14 protein-coding genes are annotated in these 15,926 nt (G+C 65.8%); 8 read left to right on the top strand and 6 right to left on the bottom strand.

From position 1 onward, the window contains the following. Positions 1 to 3 precede the first annotated feature (3 nt). A complete protein-coding gene (locus SynWH8101_RS00910; protein WP_130128193.1) occupies positions 4 to 942 on the bottom strand; it encodes a glycosyltransferase family 2 protein in 939 nt (312 codons plus the stop codon). A 91-nt stretch (positions 943 to 1,033) separates the two neighbouring features. Between SynWH8101_RS00910 and SynWH8101_RS00905 the strand changes: the two genes are divergently transcribed. The 5 genes from SynWH8101_RS00905 to SynWH8101_RS00885 are packed head-to-tail and all read left to right on the top strand — an operon-like array spanning position 1,034 to position 6,084. After that, entirely contained in the window at positions 1,034 to 2,458 is a 1,425-nt protein-coding gene (locus tag SynWH8101_RS00905) for an NADP-dependent isocitrate dehydrogenase (RefSeq protein WP_130128192.1), read from the top strand. 5 nt (positions 2,459 to 2,463) lie between these two features. Beyond that, complete coding sequence (locus SynWH8101_RS00900) at positions 2,464 to 3,147, top strand: 2OG-Fe(II) oxygenase (protein WP_130128191.1); 684 nt, start codon at positions 2,464 to 2,466, stop codon at positions 3,145 to 3,147. A 16-nt stretch (positions 3,148 to 3,163) separates the two neighbouring features. Beyond that, entirely contained in the window at positions 3,164 to 4,006 is an 843-nt protein-coding gene (locus tag SynWH8101_RS00895; RefSeq protein WP_130128190.1) for a hypothetical protein, read from the top strand. Beyond that, on the top strand, positions 3,993 to 4,760 hold the full coding sequence (locus SynWH8101_RS00890) for a phytanoyl-CoA dioxygenase family protein (protein WP_130128189.1): 768 nt from the start codon (positions 3,993 to 3,995) through the stop codon (positions 4,758 to 4,760). The genes SynWH8101_RS00895 and SynWH8101_RS00890 overlap by 14 nt, the downstream gene beginning before the upstream one ends. Continuing rightward, the gene (locus SynWH8101_RS00885) at positions 4,747 to 6,084 is read left to right on the top strand and encodes a (Fe-S)-binding protein (RefSeq protein WP_130128188.1); all 1,338 of its coding nucleotides are present in this window, start codon (positions 4,747 to 4,749) and stop codon (positions 6,082 to 6,084) included. The genes SynWH8101_RS00890 and SynWH8101_RS00885 overlap by 14 nt, the downstream gene beginning before the upstream one ends. 108 nt (positions 6,085 to 6,192) lie before the next feature. Here the strand turns inward: SynWH8101_RS00885 and SynWH8101_RS00880 are convergent, their stop codons facing one another. Both SynWH8101_RS00880 and SynWH8101_RS00875 read right to left on the bottom strand, forming a co-directional pair. Beyond that, a complete protein-coding gene (locus SynWH8101_RS00880; RefSeq protein WP_217350137.1) occupies positions 6,193 to 6,537 on the bottom strand; it encodes a hypothetical protein in 345 nt (114 codons plus the stop codon). A 297-nt stretch (positions 6,538 to 6,834) separates the two neighbouring features. Beyond that, positions 6,835 to 8,289, bottom strand: a complete 1,455-nt coding sequence (locus SynWH8101_RS00875; protein WP_130128186.1) for a four-carbon acid sugar kinase family protein — start codon at positions 8,287 to 8,289, stop codon at positions 6,835 to 6,837. A 59-nt stretch (positions 8,290 to 8,348) separates the two neighbouring features. Between SynWH8101_RS00875 and SynWH8101_RS00870 the strand changes: the two genes are divergently transcribed. Continuing rightward, on the top strand, positions 8,349 to 9,614 hold the full coding sequence (locus tag SynWH8101_RS00870; protein WP_130130275.1) for an FAD-binding oxidoreductase: 1,266 nt from the start codon (positions 8,349 to 8,351) through the stop codon (positions 9,612 to 9,614). On the opposite strand, the gene SynWH8101_RS00865 is transcribed toward SynWH8101_RS00870, so the two are convergent. Beyond that, on the bottom strand, positions 9,607 to 10,500 hold the full coding sequence (locus tag SynWH8101_RS00865) for a galactose mutarotase (RefSeq protein ID WP_130128185.1): 894 nt from the start codon (positions 10,498 to 10,500) through the stop codon (positions 9,607 to 9,609). The genes SynWH8101_RS00870 and SynWH8101_RS00865 overlap by 8 nt on opposite strands. Positions 10,501 to 10,548: 48 nt before the next feature. Further along, positions 10,549 to 11,487 (bottom strand): alpha/beta fold hydrolase, encoded by a 939-nt coding sequence (locus SynWH8101_RS00860; protein ID WP_130128184.1) that lies wholly within the window; start codon positions 11,485 to 11,487, stop codon positions 10,549 to 10,551. 23 nt (positions 11,488 to 11,510) lie between these two features. Between SynWH8101_RS00860 and SynWH8101_RS00855 the strand changes: the two genes are divergently transcribed. Beyond that, positions 11,511 to 11,861: a hypothetical protein gene (locus SynWH8101_RS00855; RefSeq protein ID WP_130128183.1), complete on the top strand. Its 351-nt coding sequence runs from the start codon at positions 11,511 to 11,513 to the stop codon at positions 11,859 to 11,861. 19 nt (positions 11,862 to 11,880) lie between these two features. Here the strand turns inward: SynWH8101_RS00855 and SynWH8101_RS00850 are convergent, their stop codons facing one another. Then, entirely contained in the window at positions 11,881 to 13,275 is a 1,395-nt protein-coding gene (locus SynWH8101_RS00850) for a cation:proton antiporter (RefSeq protein WP_130128182.1), read from the bottom strand. A gap of 168 nt (positions 13,276 to 13,443) precedes the next feature. Between SynWH8101_RS00850 and SynWH8101_RS00845 the strand changes: the two genes are divergently transcribed. Beyond that, a complete protein-coding gene (locus SynWH8101_RS00845) occupies positions 13,444 to 15,873 on the top strand; it encodes a phosphoketolase (protein ID WP_130128181.1) in 2,430 nt (809 codons plus the stop codon). The last annotated feature ends 53 nt before the right edge of the window (positions 15,874 to 15,926 follow it).

Here is a 15,926-nt window from a genome sequence, read left to right as displayed (position 1 = left end):
CGTTCAGCTGTGGTGGATGCAGCGGATGAAGTAGTGGGGGCGGGCCTTGGCCTCCACATAAATCCGACCGATGTACTCCCCGAGCACGCCGATGCCGATCAGCTGAATGCCACCGAGAAACAGAATCGCCACGCTCAAGGTGGCGTAACCGGGCACATCCACACCCGTGAGCAGGGTGTCGAGCACGATCACCAGGGCATAGATCAGGCTCAGCAGCGACACACAGGCGCCGATCACGCTCCACACCTTCAGGGGCAACACCGAGAAGGAAAAGATGCCGTCGAAGGCATAGCCAAACAGCTTGAGCGGACTCCAGGAGGTGGTGCCGCCCACCCGGCTGACCCGCTGGTAGGGCAGCTCAACACTGCGATAACCGGTCCAGGGCAGCAGCCCTTTGGAGAAACGACTGGATTCGCGCAGTCGGATGAGCGCCTCCACCACCGGAGCATCGAGCAGGCGGTAGTCGCCGGCACCCTCCTGCAGCTGAATCGAATCCACCAGCCGGTTGAACACCCGATAAAACCAGGAGGCGCTCGCCACCTTCAGGCGCGATTCCTGGTCGCGGTCATCGCGCACGGCGGTCACCACTTCCGCGCCAGCCCGCCACTCGGCCACCATCAGCTTGATCAGCTCCGGCGGGTGCTGCAAGTCGGAATCAATCAGCACCGCCGCCTCGCAGCGACCCGCCACGTAATCCAGGCCGGCCAGCATCGCCGCCTCCTTACCGAAGTTGCGGGTCAGCTCCAGCAGGGTGATCGGCGCCTCCTGGTGCTGGGCCTGCCAGGTCAGGATCCGCTCCACCGTGGCATCGCGGGAGCCGTCATCGATGAGCACGAGCTGGTGCACTCCGGGCACCGCCAACACCCGGTCGATGAAGGTCGTGATCACGTCCTGCTCGTTGAAGCAAGCCGCCACCACCCACACACCACTGGGGTTCGGCATTGATGGCGCAGCGGATCAGGGCGAACTTTAGGGATCCCCCCTGAGTCATAGGCTCGGCCCCGATGTGATGCCGCCCGGCGGCGACCCAGCCATGGCTCAGTTCGAGAAGCTCACGGCCCCCAGCCAGGGCACACCGATCCGCTTCGAGAACGGTCAGCCGGTGGTGGCCAACGACCCGATCATCCCTTTTATCCGCGGTGACGGCACCGGCGTGGACATCTGGCCTGCCACCCAGAAGGTGCTGGATGCCGCCGTGGCCAAGGCCTATGGCGGCGAGCGTCGCATCGAGTGGTTCAAGGTGTACGCCGGCGATGAGGCCTGCGACCTCTACGGCACCTATCAATACCTGCCCGAAGACACCCTGGAAGCGATCCGCCGTTATGGCGTGGCGATCAAAGGCCCCCTCACCACGCCGGTGGGCGGCGGCATCCGTTCCCTGAACGTGGCGCTGCGCCAACTCTTTGATCTGTATTCCTGTGTGCGCCCCTGTCGCTACTACGCCGGCACGCCGAGCCCCCACAAACGCCCGGAAGATCTCGACGTGATCGTGTATCGGGAAAACACCGAAGACATCTACATGGGGGTGGAGTGGGAAGCGAATGACCCGGTGGGGCAGGAGCTGCGCAAGCACCTCAATGAGGTGGTGATCCCCGCTAACGGCAAACTGGGCCAGCGCCAGATCCCGGAGGGTGCCGGCATCGGCATCAAACCGGTGAGCAAGCACGGCAGCCAGCGCCACATCCGCAAGGCGATCCAGCACGCCCTGCGCATGGAGGGCGACAAGCGTCACGTAACCCTGGTGCACAAGGGGAACATCATGAAATTCACCGAGGGCGCCTTCCGCGACTGGGGCTACGAGCTGGCCACCACCGAATTCCGTGACGTGTGCATCACCGAGCGGGAAAGCTGGATCCTCGGCAATCTCGACAGTGATCCCAACCTGAGTGTGCAGGCGAATGCACGCATGATCGAACCGGGCTACGACAGCCTGACGCCGGAGAAAAAGGCCGCGATCGATGCCGAGGTACAGGGCGTGATCGAGGCGATCGGCAGCAGCCACGGCAATGGCCAGTGGAAGCAGATGGTGCTGGTCGATGACCGGATCGCCGACAGCATTTTCCAACAGATCCAGACCCGGCCCCAGGAGTATTCGATCCTGGCCACCCTCAACCTCAACGGCGACTACATCTCCGACGCCGCCGCCGCCGTGGTGGGCGGTCTGGGCATGGCCCCCGGCGCCAACATCGGTGATCACGCGGCGATTTTTGAAGCCACCCATGGCACCGCGCCGAAGCACGCTGGTCTGGATCGGATCAATCCGGGGTCGGTGATCCTCAGCGGCGTGATGATGCTGGAGTTCCTGGGTTGGCAGGAGGCCGCCGACCTGATCACGCAGGGCCTCAGCGCCGCCATCGCGGATCAACAGGTCACCTACGACCTGGCCCGGTTGATGGAACCGGCCGTGGAGCCGGTGAGCTGCAGCGGTTTCGCCAAGGCGATCATCGAGCGTTTTTAGGCCAGTTGACGCCCACGCTGCTTCAGAGCGTCCTGGAGGGCGAGCTGGCTCTCCGTCGCGACCGACCAGGCTGGGATCACGAAGCGATCAGCACTGTGTGCGATGAGCTGCGCAGCACGCGGCATCAAGGGGCCTGGGCCAATACGCCATGGGGTCGCACCCTGCCCCGCAGCTGCGTTGGCACAGCACCGGATCGCTATCGGCACAGCCTTCGGAAACGACCGAGTCAACCCTGCCAACGGCTCGATCAACTCTTCTTCCAGCCCCTCTGCCATTGGCTCGAACAGCGATTCGCTCTGCCCGTTCATCCTCTGCGGCTTGCAGACGGCACCCCCCTGCCGGGTTGGGCCCTGCGGGAGATGGCACCGGGGGGCACCATCCCGGATCACTGCGAGCGCGACTGGAATCACTGCAACCTGGTCGAGACCGGTGGATTAACCGACACCCTGTTCGACCCGGATCTGCAGATGAGTTTCATCTACGCACTGCAGGCCGCCAGCGGCGGGGGTGAGCTGGAGATCCTTGCCAACCGGGAACAACACGACCTCGCAGCCGGTGATCTGCTGCTGTTTAACGCTGGAGTTCACCCCCATCGGATCCGACCGACGGTGGGTCCGCGCCCCAGGGTGGTGCTGGGGGGATTTCTACGCTTGAACCAATCCCGCACCACTCTGCACTGCTACGTGTGATGCGAGGACCTGGGTGATGCGAAGCCCCACCCCGCCGATCGGAGCGGTGGCGCTGCTCGAGATTCCACTGAACAATCCCGACGCGCCAGCGGATCTCTCCCTACCGGTTCCTCACCCCAGCGCGCGCCGGGGGTGGGACGCCTGGTCACCCCTTCTGCAGGCCCTGGATCGGGCCCTCAGCAGAGGCCGCGGCAGTTTGCGGGATCCATGGCTGGAGTTCGACCAGCCCTTCCAAGGGCCACCAGGACTGTTCCTACGGCTGATGAACCACCAGACCCACACCGTGCAGGCCCTGCAGAGCCTGCGCAACGAACTGGTGCCACAAGAGCCGAATGCCCACGGGACGATCGAGTCACGACCCTGGCCCAGGACCCTGCCTGGGGAAAATGTTGTAATCAGCCATCTAGGCCTGTTCCCGGATCGCCCCGCCCACCGCGAGGGCCGCTGGCGCCTGAACCTCACCGGTGCCGGCCAGACCGCCTGGCTCCGGGGACGTCATCCCGCGCTCGAGGATCCCGAACTGAACCATCTGCTGGCCTGCGACGACCTGTCCTGGTCGGCCACCTTCGACTGGGGAAACGATGGCCTGAGCCATCTCGGCTTTGAACTGTTCCCTGCCGGACGGCTGCAACAGGGCAGTGCCTGGCCCGATCCAGCCGTCGATCGCCTGATTGCTCAAGTGAGCCCCTGGTTGCCCACAGGAGCCCTGGAGCGCAGTCTGGAGCGCCAGGTCCACTGGCAACACCATCACCAACCGAGCCACCGAATCGGCTTCAGTCACTTCAAACTGATGCCGACGGCAAACTCCCCCAACGACTGGATGCTCAAGCTGTATCTGCTGAGCCATGCAACTGGCTGAAGCCCGCTTCAACCGAGACGGTTTCGTTTTCATTCCGGGATTTCTCGATCCGTCGACACGCCTCCAACTGCGCGAGCTCATCCCTCGGATCATCGACTCCGCTGCCATCTGGCGACAGAGCGGTGAACACCTCTGGTTTCTACAGGATGATCTGCCTGCCCTGGACCGGCTGCTGCGAACCCCCAGCCTCCTGGAGCGCTTGGATCGCGCCTGCGACCTCAAGGGAGAGCCGCTGGAGCTGCTGGCGGTCACCCTGTACAGCCGAAACCCCGGGGAGCCCGGCACCGCCTGGCATCAGGACGCTCGTTTCATCGCCAGCGACAGCTTGGAGGCCCTGTCGGTGTGGATCCCGCTGCAGGCAATGGATGCCATGAACAGCCCTCTCAAGTTCATGGCTGGCAGCCATCGCCATTGCCTTCTGCATCAACCCCAGGCCGCTGTCAGTACGCCCATCGGCCTGCCGGGAAGGTCCCCCACCATGGCGGCACCGATGGCCTTCGGCGACGCCACGGTTCACACGCCCTGGACCTTGCACGCCTCCAGCAGCAATCGCAGCCCCATCGTGCGCCATGCCCTGATCGTGAACTGGCTGCGAGCTCCCCTCACGCGCAATCCCCAGACCACGCTGCACGGCTATGGGCATTCTCCTGTTGTCAACAGCCTTCGGGAACGCAACGACGCCACACTCAAACGCCGACTGCAGCAAGCCGGAATCCGGATCAGCCCTTCACAATGGCGCCATGGCGATCGCTGACCCCACCGACCCCTGCATCCATTGCGGCTTCTGCCTCCCCACCTGCGCCAGCTATCGGGTGTTGGGCACGGAGATGGATTCACCAAGGGGGCGCATCCACACCCTCAAGGCGATCGAAGCGGGCGAGCTGAGCCTCGATGCCACCGTGGCGTCCCATTTCGACAGTTGTCTGGGCTGCTTCGCCTGCGTCAGCGCCTGCCCCTCCGGGGTGCGCTACGACCAGCTGATCGAGGCGACCCGGCCAAAGCTGAACACAGACGAGCTGCGCTCTCCCTGGCAGCAGAGCTTCCGCCAGCTGCTGCTGGCGGTGCTCCCCTACCCCAAACGGCTGCGCGCCCTGCTCACCCCCCTGCGCGCCTACGCAGGAGGACCCCTCCAAACCCTGGCCCGCCGCGCCGGCCTGCCCCGCTGGCTCGGACCCCAGCTGGAGGCCATGGAGGCGCTGTTGCCCCCCCTGGCAGCGGAGGGGTTCAGGGATCGCTTTCCCCTGCTGAATCCGGCCCGGGGCGAACGCCGCGGCCGGGTGGGACTGGTGCTCGGCTGCGTGCAGCGCTGCTTCGATCCGGATGTGAATCAGGCCACCGTGGCGGTGCTCCAGGCGAACGGATTCGAGGTGGTGATCCCTGCGGATCAGGGCTGCTGCGGTGCCGTGAGCCACCACCAGGGGCAGCTCGAACAGACGCGGGAACTGGCCAGCGAGCTAGTTCGCAGCTTCTCTACGGCCGCGGGAGTCGAGGGCCTCGATGCGGTGTTGGTGGCGGCCTCCGGCTGTGGTCACACCATGAAGGCCTACGGCGAGCTGCTGAACGAGGGGCAAAGCGGCTTTCCCTACCCCGTGTTGGATGTGCATGAATTCCTGGCGGCCCGGGGCCTCTCAGACGCATTCCGCCGCTCCCTCCAACCGCTGCCGATCGCAGTGGCTTATCACGATGCTTGCCACATGATCCACGGCCAGGGCATCACCGCCCAGCCTCGCCAGCTGCTGCGGGCGATTCCGGAGCTGGAGCTGCGCGAGGCCACCGAAGTGGGCGTGTGTTGCGGTAGCGCCGGCATCTACAACCTGGTGCAGCCAGCCGAGGCGGCCGAACTCGGCCAGATCAAGGCACAAGACCTGAGCGGCACCGGTGCCAGCGTGATCGCGAGCGCCAACATCGGCTGCAGCCTGCAACTGCGCCGCCACCTGGAGGTCGATGGTCCGGAGGTCCTGCATCCGATGCAACTGCTGGCCCGATCTACCGGGTTGTCAGCGCCTCAGAGCGACTGCCCCCCAGGGGAACAAGCGAACCAGCGCATCAGTGCAGAGCGCAGACGCAGCATCGCCTGATCGCTGAGACGGCCGTGCCGCCTCAGCACCGCCTGACGATCCACCCAACTCACACGATCCAACATCAGGAAAAAAGGGAAGGGGAGATCGGTCATGGGGGTCGGCTGCTCATATCGTTCTGGTGGTGTCCATGGGGCAAACACTGAGGGTGGGATGGGTGCCCACCCAGGGGCTGGCCTGCAACACCACGGCCAGGTCGCTCGTCTGGGAGCGGTTGATCCGAAGCGGCGTGGCCAAACGCACGATGTCGCCACTGCAGAGGTCTGTCTCCACAGCTGGCCACCCCTCCAACTCCTGAATCAGTCGCGACTGCTCGCCGGCCACAGACTCCAGGCGATGGGCGGCGAGGTAGTGCTCAACAGCCATCCGAATGCAGTTGCTCCGATTCATGCCAAGACGGCGCTTGAGCCACTCCAGCTCTGCCAACGTGGTGGTTCTGACGCGCACACTCACCACAGGATCCAGCGGCGCAGGGCCTGGTGCGGCTGATGTTGAGGAGGGTCTTGTCGATGCCTCGGCTGTCCGTAGGTATGACAATGCGTCATACCCATGGACACTGTCGGGCTGGAGATTGTCGGACTCGACACTGTCGAACTCGAGACAGTCGGGAGAAGCCTTTGATCGAGCGGATTCAGGCCCCGTTCGAGCTTGAAGGTTCAGGGCTTGAAAATTGCGAGCTTGATGCTTGCTGGGAGACGACATGGCGTTGAGTCGAGGGGGCTCGAAGACAACCGAGCCGCAGCCTTTGCCTCAAGCATTCCCCGCCCCACCCCACTCCATCCAATGCCAAGCCTCCGCCAGGGTGCTCGGGTCGCCGAGGTTGCCTGGGAAGGTGAGGATCGGCAGCCCAACCACAGCATCAGAACCATCACCCAGGGACCTCACCAGCGACAAGCCAGGCAAGAGCTGGCCCTCCAGCTGCACCGCCTCCAGCCCCAGCCCCTCCGCCAGCACAGTGCCGGTGGTGATTCCGCCTTTGCTGATCAGGTAGCCCAACGCTGGCGCCGCCTGCGCATCCGAGCCAGCCACGCCGCGCACGCCACCGCGCAGCAGGCCGCGTACCAGGCGAGCCATCAACCGGGCCAGCTCCATCCCGAAGGCCAGGCGTCGTTCCATGGCAGCAGCATCGATCCCGAAACTCAACTCACCCCGACTGGTGAACAACACCGGCGTGCGCCCGGCCGCCAGCAGCTGTCGCAACCGCGCCAACCACTCCCGTTCCAGATCCGCCAGCAACAGATCGGCGCTGCCCCCCTCCAGCACCCGGGCGATCCGGGCCACCGGCAGCTCCAGGCCCACGCAACGCTCCTCCGCCAGCAGCACCGCCAGCTGCTGATCCGCCAGAGGCACATGAGACCCCACCAACACGAGCCCTGGCAGCGCCTGGCCTGTGGCCCCACGACGACGCAGGGATGCCAGGCTGGCGGCATCGAGAGGTTGAGGCCCGAGGGGCCGCCCTGCCCCCTCCACCAAGCCATTCAGCAGACTGGCGGCGGAACGGAACAGAAAGCGCTTGCGCCCCCTGAGTGCTTCCACCGCCGCGCCAAGGGCCGCAAGCTGCTCGGGCCGCTCTGCATCCACCACCACCGGTCGGTTGCCGTCGAGAGCTGCCAACCAGCCGACCAGCGCCTCAGAGCCAGCCCGGTCTGCCCGATCCAGCAGCTCCAGATTCAATCTGGCCACAGACGCGGCGGCAATCGCACCAGCGCTCTTCTCCTCCAACCAGGCAGCCAGATCGCTGGTGCTGTAGCCAAAGACGCGGTCCTGGGCAAAGGCCGACCGGTGCACCGGCTCGCCGTGCAACAAATGGACTCCGCCCACCGTGGTGCGCCCCCCCGGCAGGAAGGCGGGCACGTGCAAGGTGGCATCCACCGGGCCGACCTCGGCCTGCCAGACCTCCGCCAGCACCTGGGGTTCGAGCACACCATGGCCGCGCAGGGTGGAGTCACCCCGACTCACCAGCTGCACCGCTTCAGGCGGAATCGCCTCCGCCGCCAGGGCCGCCACCAGGGCGCTGGCAATCTCACGATTGCGGGCTGCAGCGGCTGCCGGCGCAAGGGCCCGCGTGTTGGCGAGCACAAACAGCAACGGGGAGGGATGGCGCAGGCCCCGGCGCAACGTGTCCAGATCCCAGCGCAGCAACAACGGACAGGTGTGCACCGTCTGGGAGCCGGTGGGGTCGTCGTCGATCACCACGATGGTCATGGCACGATCATGGCCTCCGAGCCTCTGCTGCCATCACCGCGTCACCGCGCCATCACGAGCTGATCGCACCCGACGGCCTGGGTGAACTGCAGGACACCGTGCGCGGTTTGCACCAGGACGGCCACCCCTGGGTGCCCTGTGGACTCGGCACCCGACTGCACTGGGGCGCACCCCTGCAACCAGCCGCCGATGGCAGCGCCCACCCGCGCCTGAGCACCAGGCAACTCAAGCGGATCCTCCACCACGCCGTCGACGATCTCACCGTGACCGTGGAGGCGGGTCTACCCCTGGCCGAGCTCCAGGCGGCCCTGGCGGTGCACAACCAGTGGCTGCCGATCGACTGGCCCTGGGGCAGCACGCCTGAGCCACTCCTGCCGGAACCCGGTCGCTCCGCCGGCAGCATCGGTGGGTTGGTGGCGCGGGGCCTCAGCGGTGGCCTCCGCCAGCGGCACCTGGGGGTGCGCGACCAGATCATCGGCATCGGTCTCATCCGCAGCGATGGCATCAGCGCCCAGGCAGGCGGCCGCGTCGTCAAGAATGTGGCTGGCTACGACCTGATGCGCCTGCTCTGCGGCAGCTGGGGCAGCCTCGCCCTGATCCACAGCCTCACCCTGCGCACCCAGCCGATCCGGCCAGCCCGAGCCCAACTGCGGGTAGCAGGCGAGCTCCAGGCTCTGGAGGCCTGGCGCGCCGAGGTGGGGGCCAGCACGCTTACCCCGGAATGGATCAACTGGCAGGGCGACCCATGCTCCGCCCCCTGCACCGGCCCGACAGCGCACGCCTGGAGCATCCAGGTGGGAATCGCCAGCGTCAGTGATGCGGCGTTGGAGGCGCAGCTGAGCCGCCTCGAGTCACTCGCCGCGCACCACAAACTGAGCGCGGAACGACACTCCTGGGGCAGTCCCCTGCCAACCCCAGCTGCCCCCACAGACTCCTGCGCCTGGCTCCTGCGTCTGGCCCTGCCGCCGGCCCGGGTCGCCGACCTGCTCGCCAGCCGGGAGCTGTCCAGCCTCCAGGGCTGGCGGGGCGAGCTGGCGGCGGGGGCCGGCAGCGGCGACCTCTGGCAAGAAAGCACCAACGCAGCCGATGCCCCAAGGACGCCTGGGTATGCGGTGCAGGCCTTGCGGCAACGGGTAAACCTGCTGGGCGGCCAGCTCACGGTGCTGGTGCAGCCGGAGCCGGCCGATCCCGGCGCGGCCCTACCGGCTTGGCTCGATGCCCCCGCCCGCCCCCTGATCGAGGCGCTGAAACGGGAATTTGATCCGCTCCAGCAACTGAGCCGCGGTCGCCTGCCGGGGGTGGCGACGCCGTATCCCCTCAGCTGATCACGTAACGGCAGCCGAGCGTGCGGCTCTCACCGGGAGCGAGCTCAAGCTTGCGATCGCCGCTGATCAGCGCCTGCCGCGGCCCGGTCCAGGGCTCGAGGCAGACCATCGGCCGCGGTGGCTCGGTCCACACCACGGTGAGATCCATCGGATCGAGATGTTGCAGCTGCAACCGGGTGCCGGCGACATCATCCTCCAGGGTCACCGGGCCGGCGGGGCGGGTAAGAAAGTCCACACCCTCGGGCAGACGGGCCAGCTGGGAGGCGGTGTCGGCTTCAGCCATCTCCAGATGATTGAGGCACACCGGCGCCAGCCCTTCCAGGTGGGTGCGACTCAGGTCGGTGACGTTGAAATAGGGATGGAGGCCGAAGCTGAAGGGCATCGCTTCGGCAGCCGCGTCGCTTTTGGGCTCCTTGCCCTGGTGATCATCACTCTGATGGCGGATCGTGACGCTGATCTCGAGGGCCTGGGGCACGGGTCGCACCTCCATCACCACCAGAAACGGGAAGGGATAGGCCGTCCGGGTCGCCTCGTTGTCGTGAAGGCTGAGGCGCACACCGCTCTGATCCTCGAGCAGCTGCAGCTGCCAGGGCAGGTCGCGGGCAAACCCGTGCTGCTTGAGGGTGAACTCCCCACTGGCCAGGGGCAGCACATCGCCGGGGAGATTGCCGCAGATCGGGAACAGCACTGGGATGCCGCCCCGGATGCTTTTGCTGGGGTCGGCATAACGCTCCTGGTCGAAATAGAGCACCTCGCGACCATCGCAGCGCCACTCACTCACCAGGCCGCCCCGCTCGGGCACGATCCTGAGGCGATCACCCGATTCGGGGTGCACATACTCCCAATGGGCGTAGGGCGCGGACTGCTGCGTGAGCGTCATGGCCATTGATCCGTTGGATCCAGGTTGGCGGGAAGGTACCGCCGCGACCATGAATCACCGGTGTTCTGGCCGACATGCCTGCCGCGGCGGCAGGCTCGCCAACCAGTCGAGCAGGGCCGCATTCACCTGATCCGGCACCTCATCGTGGGGGCAATGGCCCGCCTCCAGCACCACCTCCGTGGTGGCTGCCGGGGCATGGCGCTGGAAACTGGCACGCCGACCGGCGGCATTGATCCAGGGATCGCGGATGCCCCAGAGCAACAGCAGCGGAGCCTGCAACACCGCGAACAGCTCATCGAGGGGCTGACCGCGGGGGATGTCGAACACGGTGCGGAAGACCCCGAAAGCGCCCGGATCCAGCGAAGGGCGTCGGATCGCTTCCACCAGGGCGTCATCGACGTTGGTGCGATCGATGTACACCTGGTTGAGGGTGCGGCGGATCGTGGCCGGACGGCGCAGGTTCTCAAACAGCAGTCGCTGCAGCAGTGGACTCTTGAGCAGGGCCGCACCGATCGTCTGGCGGGCGATCGCGCCCCAGCCCTTGGCGGGTTGCTGCTCGTCGCTGAACGGTCCGGCCGCATTGAGCAGCACCACGCCGGCGGCCTCGGGGCCGAGGGCAGCACCGGCAGCCAGGGCCGCGAAGCCACCGAGGGAGTTGCCGGCGATCACCGTGGGGCGGCCGATCCGCTCCTGCACGTAGGCCACCAGCTGATCGCGCCAGAGGACACCGCCATAGGCGAGCTCCGCCGGCTTGGCACTGCAGCCGAAGCCGAGCAGATCGATGGCATGCACCTCATGGCTGCGGCTGAGCACGGGGATGTTGTGGCGCCAGTGCTCGGTGGAGGCTCCGAAGCCATGCACCAGCAGCAAGGCCGGCTGGCCTTGATCAGCACTGGAGGCACTGGGACCGCAACTGAGGCTATGCACGGCATGGCCGCGGAAGCGCCAGGGCTCGACCTGGCGGGTCGGAGCAGCATCTGGAGCAAGGGTCACCGCAATCGCCCACAGGGCTGGCGATGCTAGGCAGCCCTGGTGATGCGCGGATCGTGAACGAATGGAGCGGCGGCCTCGGCCCCCTGGTGGATCCCGCCATGCTGCGCGGCGGCCTCTTCTGGGCGCTGGCGCTTTACATCCCCCTCAGCGGCCCGCTCCAGCGCCTTGAGGAAAGCCTGGCCCAGGGTCCCCTCAGCCGCGGTGGCCAGCAGGTCGCCCTGGTGATCAGCAGCCTGCTGCTGGCCCTCGCCGTGGGACTGGTGCTGCAGCTTCTGCTCAGCTGGACGCTCGGGCCGGGCTGGGGCTCCAGCCTGGCCCTGATCACGGTGGGCTGGAGCCTGTTTCTGCTGTTGGCACGGCGAGAGCAGGGCTGATCCCAGAAGGCGTAATCAATCAGATTAAGCCAACCGGATCGGCCGCCACCGCCTCATCAACGCTGTCGCCATCGTCGGGTTTGTCGCCACCGATCACCAGGCGCAGCAGGATCGGAGCCAGGAAGGTGGTGCCGATCACCATCAGCAGAATCGCCGCCTCCAGCGAGGGCGAGAGCAGGCCGGCACTGGTGCCCAGGCCGAGGAAGATCAGACCCACTTCACCCCGGGGCATCATGCCCAGACCCACCACCAGGCGGCGCGTGGGCTTGTCGCTGAGGAAAGCCCAACCCGATGCGATCTTGCCGACGATCGCGATCACCAGCAGGAAACCGGCCACCACGAGGGCGGAGCGGCTGGCCGGATCGAGCGGGTTGATCACCGAAAGATCCATGCCCGCACCCACAAGCACGAAGAAGATCGTGGCGAACAGGGTCACGATCGGCAGCACCGCCTGCTGAATGGCGTGGTTGTGCTTGGAGCCGCTGAGGATCAGGCCAGCGGCAAAGGCGCCGAGGGCCGCCTCCAGGCCGATCGCCGTGGCCGCAAAGCAGCTGAACGACAGGATCACGAAGGAGGCCACCAGCACTTCCCCCGGCGCCTTGAGCTTGTCGATCAGCCAGTCGAAGGCAGGTGCCGCGGTGCGGCTGAGGCCGATCGCCGCCACCACAAACACGATCGCCGCAGCCACCAATTTCACGATCGGGGCAATCGCCAGGGAACCGCCGGTGGCCAGCGACACCACCACAGCCAGGATCACAATGCCAAGAATGTCGTCGAGAACGGCAGCGCCGATCACAATCTGCCCCTCGCGCGTTTTCAGGTAACCGAGCTCCCCGAACACGCTGGCGGTAATGCCGATGCTGGTGGCCGTCATGGACGCTCCGGCGAAGATCGCCGGGATCAGCTCCACGTGGAAGAGGCTCATCAGGCCGAAGGTGCCGAGGGCGAAGGGAAGCACCACACCGGCCACGGCCACGGTGAAGGCCTGACCGCCCACCGCCACCAGTTCATCCAGTTCGCTTTCCAGCCCGGTGAGGAACAGCAGCGCGTACAGACCGAGCGTCGCCACCGCCTGCAACGACGGGAAGGTTTCGTTGTAGATCTCCGGGATCGTGTCGGGCGGGATCGCCGCCAAGCCGCTGATCAGCGACACAAAGCTCTGGCTGAGCTGGGCCTGGGTGTCGGGAGGCACCAGCAGATGCAGGCCGGAGGCGCCGATGATCACGCCAGCCAGGAGCTCACCGAGGATGGTGGGCAACTGCAGCCGCACCAGCACTTCCGCCATCGTGCGCGCCGCCACGAAGATCAGCAGGAAGCGGATCACCCCGATCAGGGTCTCGGCCACCTCCAGATCGTGACTGCTGAGCTGGGTGAGGATCTCGGGCAGCTGGGCCAGCTCCAGGGGGAGAACCATGCCGGGTCGGTCCGAAGTTTGGGGGACCTTAAAGGCAAACGCTGCCCATTGATGCTCCCGCTGAGCCGCTGACGTGGGCCACCGCACGGTGTCGATGTGCCGTTGATGACGACCAGGCCCGGAGGCCATGGCTACCTTCCGCGTACTGACCCCTGGATGGACAGGATCATGACCACCACGCCTTATCAGGCCGCCGCCCAGAACGTGCAGGCGCCGATGGATGAGGAACTCCAGCGCCTGGATGCCTACTGGCGCACGGCCAACTATCTGGCCGTGGGCATGATCTACCTGCAGGACAACCCGCTGCTGCGCGAACCGCTGCAACCGGAGCACATCAAGAATCGTCTGCTCGGCCACTGGGGATCCAGCCCCGGCCAAGCGTTCATCTGGACCCACGCCAACCGGCTGATCAACAAATACGACCTCGACATGATTTACATGTCGGGCCCCGGCCACGGCGCCCCCGGCGCCCGCGGCCCGGTGTACATCGATGGCAGCTACACCGAGCGCTACCCCGACAAATCACTCGATGAGGCGGGGCTGAAGAAGTTTTTCAAGATGTTCTCCTTCCCAGGGCACATCGGCAGCCACTGCACCGCCGAAATGCCCGGTTCGATCCATGAAGGCGGCGAGCTTGGTTATGTGCTCTCCCACGCCTGTGGCTCGGTGTTTGATAACCCGGAGCTGATCACGATCGCCTGCGTCGGCGACGGTGAAGCCGAAACCGGCCCCCTCGCCACCAGCTGGCACATCAACAAGTTCATCAACCCGGTGAAAGACGGTGCCGTGCTGCCGGTGCTGCACCTCAACGGCTACAAGATCGCCAACCCGACCATCCTCAGCCGCATCCCCCACGAGGAACTCGACAGCCTGCTGAAGGGCTACGGCTGGAGCCCGATCGTGGTGGAGGGTTCCGACCCGATGACCATGCACCGCCAGATGGCGGTGGCGATGGAGCAGGCGGTGCTGGAGATCCGGGCGATCCGCGACCAGGCCCGCAGCAGTGGTGAAGCCTTCCGCCCCCGCTGGCCGATGATCGTGCTGCGCTCCCCCAAGGGCTGGACCGGCCCCCAGGAGATCGACGGCAAGAAAATCGAGAACTTCTGGCGCTCCCACCAGGTGCCGGTGGCGGATGTGAAGAGCAACGAGAGCCACCTGCGCCTGCTCGAAGACTGGATGAAGAGCTACCGCCCCTGGGAACTCTTCGATGACAACGGCGCCGTGCGCGAGGAGATCCGCGCCCTTTCCCCGAAAGGTGATCGCCGCATGGGCTCCAACCCCCACACCAACGGCGGTGTCCTGCGCAAAGATCTCTTCTTCCCAGATCTCCGCAACTACGAGGTGCCGGTCACGAGTCCTGGCACCACCGAAAAGGAGAACACCTATCCCCTGGGCGAACTGATCCGCGACCTGATCAGCCTCAACCCCGGTGGGTATCGCCTCTTCGGCCCCGACGAAACCGCCTCCAACCGTCTGCAGGCCGTGTATGGCGCCACCAAGAAAGCCTGGATGGCCGACTTCCTGCCGGAAGACCTCAACGGCAGCGAGCTCTCCCGCGATGGAGCCGTGGTGGAGATGCTCTCCGAGCACACCCTGGTGGGGATGATGGATGGCTATCTGCTCACCGGGCGGAACGGCTTCTTCCACACCTACGAGGCCTTCGCCCATGTGGTGGCCTCGATGTACAACCAGCACTGCAAGTGGCTGGAGCACTGCGAAGAGATCGCCTGGCGCGCCCCGATCGGCCCCTGGAACTGCCTGATCTCCTCCACCGTGTGGCGTCAGGACCACAACGGCTTCACGCATCAGGATCCCGGTTTCATCGATCTGGCCGGCAACAAGAAGGGCAGCATCACCCGGGTGTATCTGCCGGCCGATGCCAACAGCCTGCTGGCGGTGGCCGAACGAGCGCTCACCGAAACCAATGTGGCGAACATCATCGTGTCGGACAAGCAGAAGCACCTGCAATATCTGACCCTCGATGAAGCGCGCCGCCATGTGGCCAAGGGTGCGGGCATCTGGGAATGGGCCTGCAACGACAATTGCGGCGCCGAACCCGATGACCCGGATGTGGTGCTGGCCTCCGCGGGCGACATCCCCACCAAGGAGTGCCTGGCGGCGATCGAGATCATGCGGGAGCGGATTCCCTACATCAAGATCCGCTACGTGAATGTGGTGAAGCTGTTCGCCCTCTCCAACCCCAAGGATCACCCCCACGGCCTCAGCGATGTGGATTTCGCCAGCCTGTTCACCCCCGATAAGCCGGTGATCTTCAACTTCCACGGCTATCCCTGGCTGATCCACCGCCTCACCTACAACCGCCCCAACCACAACAACTTCCATGTGCGTGGTTACAAGGAGAAGGGGAACATCAACACACCGCTCGAGCTGGCGATCAGCAATCAGATCGACCGCTACGACCTGGTGATCGATGTGATCGATCGGGTGGAGAAGCTCGGCTCCCGCGCCGCCCATGTGAAGGAGCAGATGAAGGACGAGATCCAGAAGCACCGCGCCTACGCCTACGAGCACGGCACCGATGCACCGGAAATCAACAACTGGCGCTGGAGCCTCGGCCACGGCTCCTGCAAGGCCTGAGCCCGAGCAACACACCGGCCCATCGGCTTTCTCACAAGCGTTCCTGACTCACC

It is taken from the genome of Synechococcus sp. WH 8101, assembly GCF_004209775.1.
GTDB lineage: Bacteria > Cyanobacteriota > Cyanobacteriia > PCC-6307 > Cyanobiaceae > Synechococcus_C.
Note: the sequence above shows the minus strand (reverse complement) of the source record. Positions and strands in the feature narration are given on the sequence as shown.

Coding starts and splice junctions, on each gene's coding strand:
- SynWH8101_RS00910 (WP_130128193.1), bottom strand. CDS start 942: ATGCCGAACCCCAGTGGTGTGTGGGTGGTGGCGGCTTGCTTCAACGAG.
- SynWH8101_RS00905 (WP_130128192.1), top strand. CDS start 1,034: ATGGCTCAGTTCGAGAAGCTCACGGCCCCCAGCCAGGGCACACCGATC.
- SynWH8101_RS00895 (WP_130128190.1), top strand. CDS start 3,164: ATGCGAAGCCCCACCCCGCCGATCGGAGCGGTGGCGCTGCTCGAGATT.
- SynWH8101_RS00890 (WP_130128189.1), top strand. CDS start 3,993: ATGCAACTGGCTGAAGCCCGCTTCAACCGAGACGGTTTCGTTTTCATT.
- SynWH8101_RS00885 (WP_130128188.1), top strand. CDS start 4,747: ATGGCGATCGCTGACCCCACCGACCCCTGCATCCATTGCGGCTTCTGC.
- SynWH8101_RS00875 (WP_130128186.1), bottom strand. CDS start 8,289: ATGACCATCGTGGTGATCGACGACGACCCCACCGGCTCCCAGACGGTG.
- SynWH8101_RS00865 (WP_130128185.1), bottom strand. CDS start 10,500: ATGGCCATGACGCTCACGCAGCAGTCCGCGCCCTACGCCCATTGGGAG.
- SynWH8101_RS00855 (WP_130128183.1), top strand. CDS start 11,511: ATGCTAGGCAGCCCTGGTGATGCGCGGATCGTGAACGAATGGAGCGGC.
- SynWH8101_RS00850 (WP_130128182.1), bottom strand. CDS start 13,275: ATGGTTCTCCCCCTGGAGCTGGCCCAGCTGCCCGAGATCCTCACCCAG.
- SynWH8101_RS00845 (WP_130128181.1), top strand. CDS start 13,444: ATGACCACCACGCCTTATCAGGCCGCCGCCCAGAACGTGCAGGCGCCG.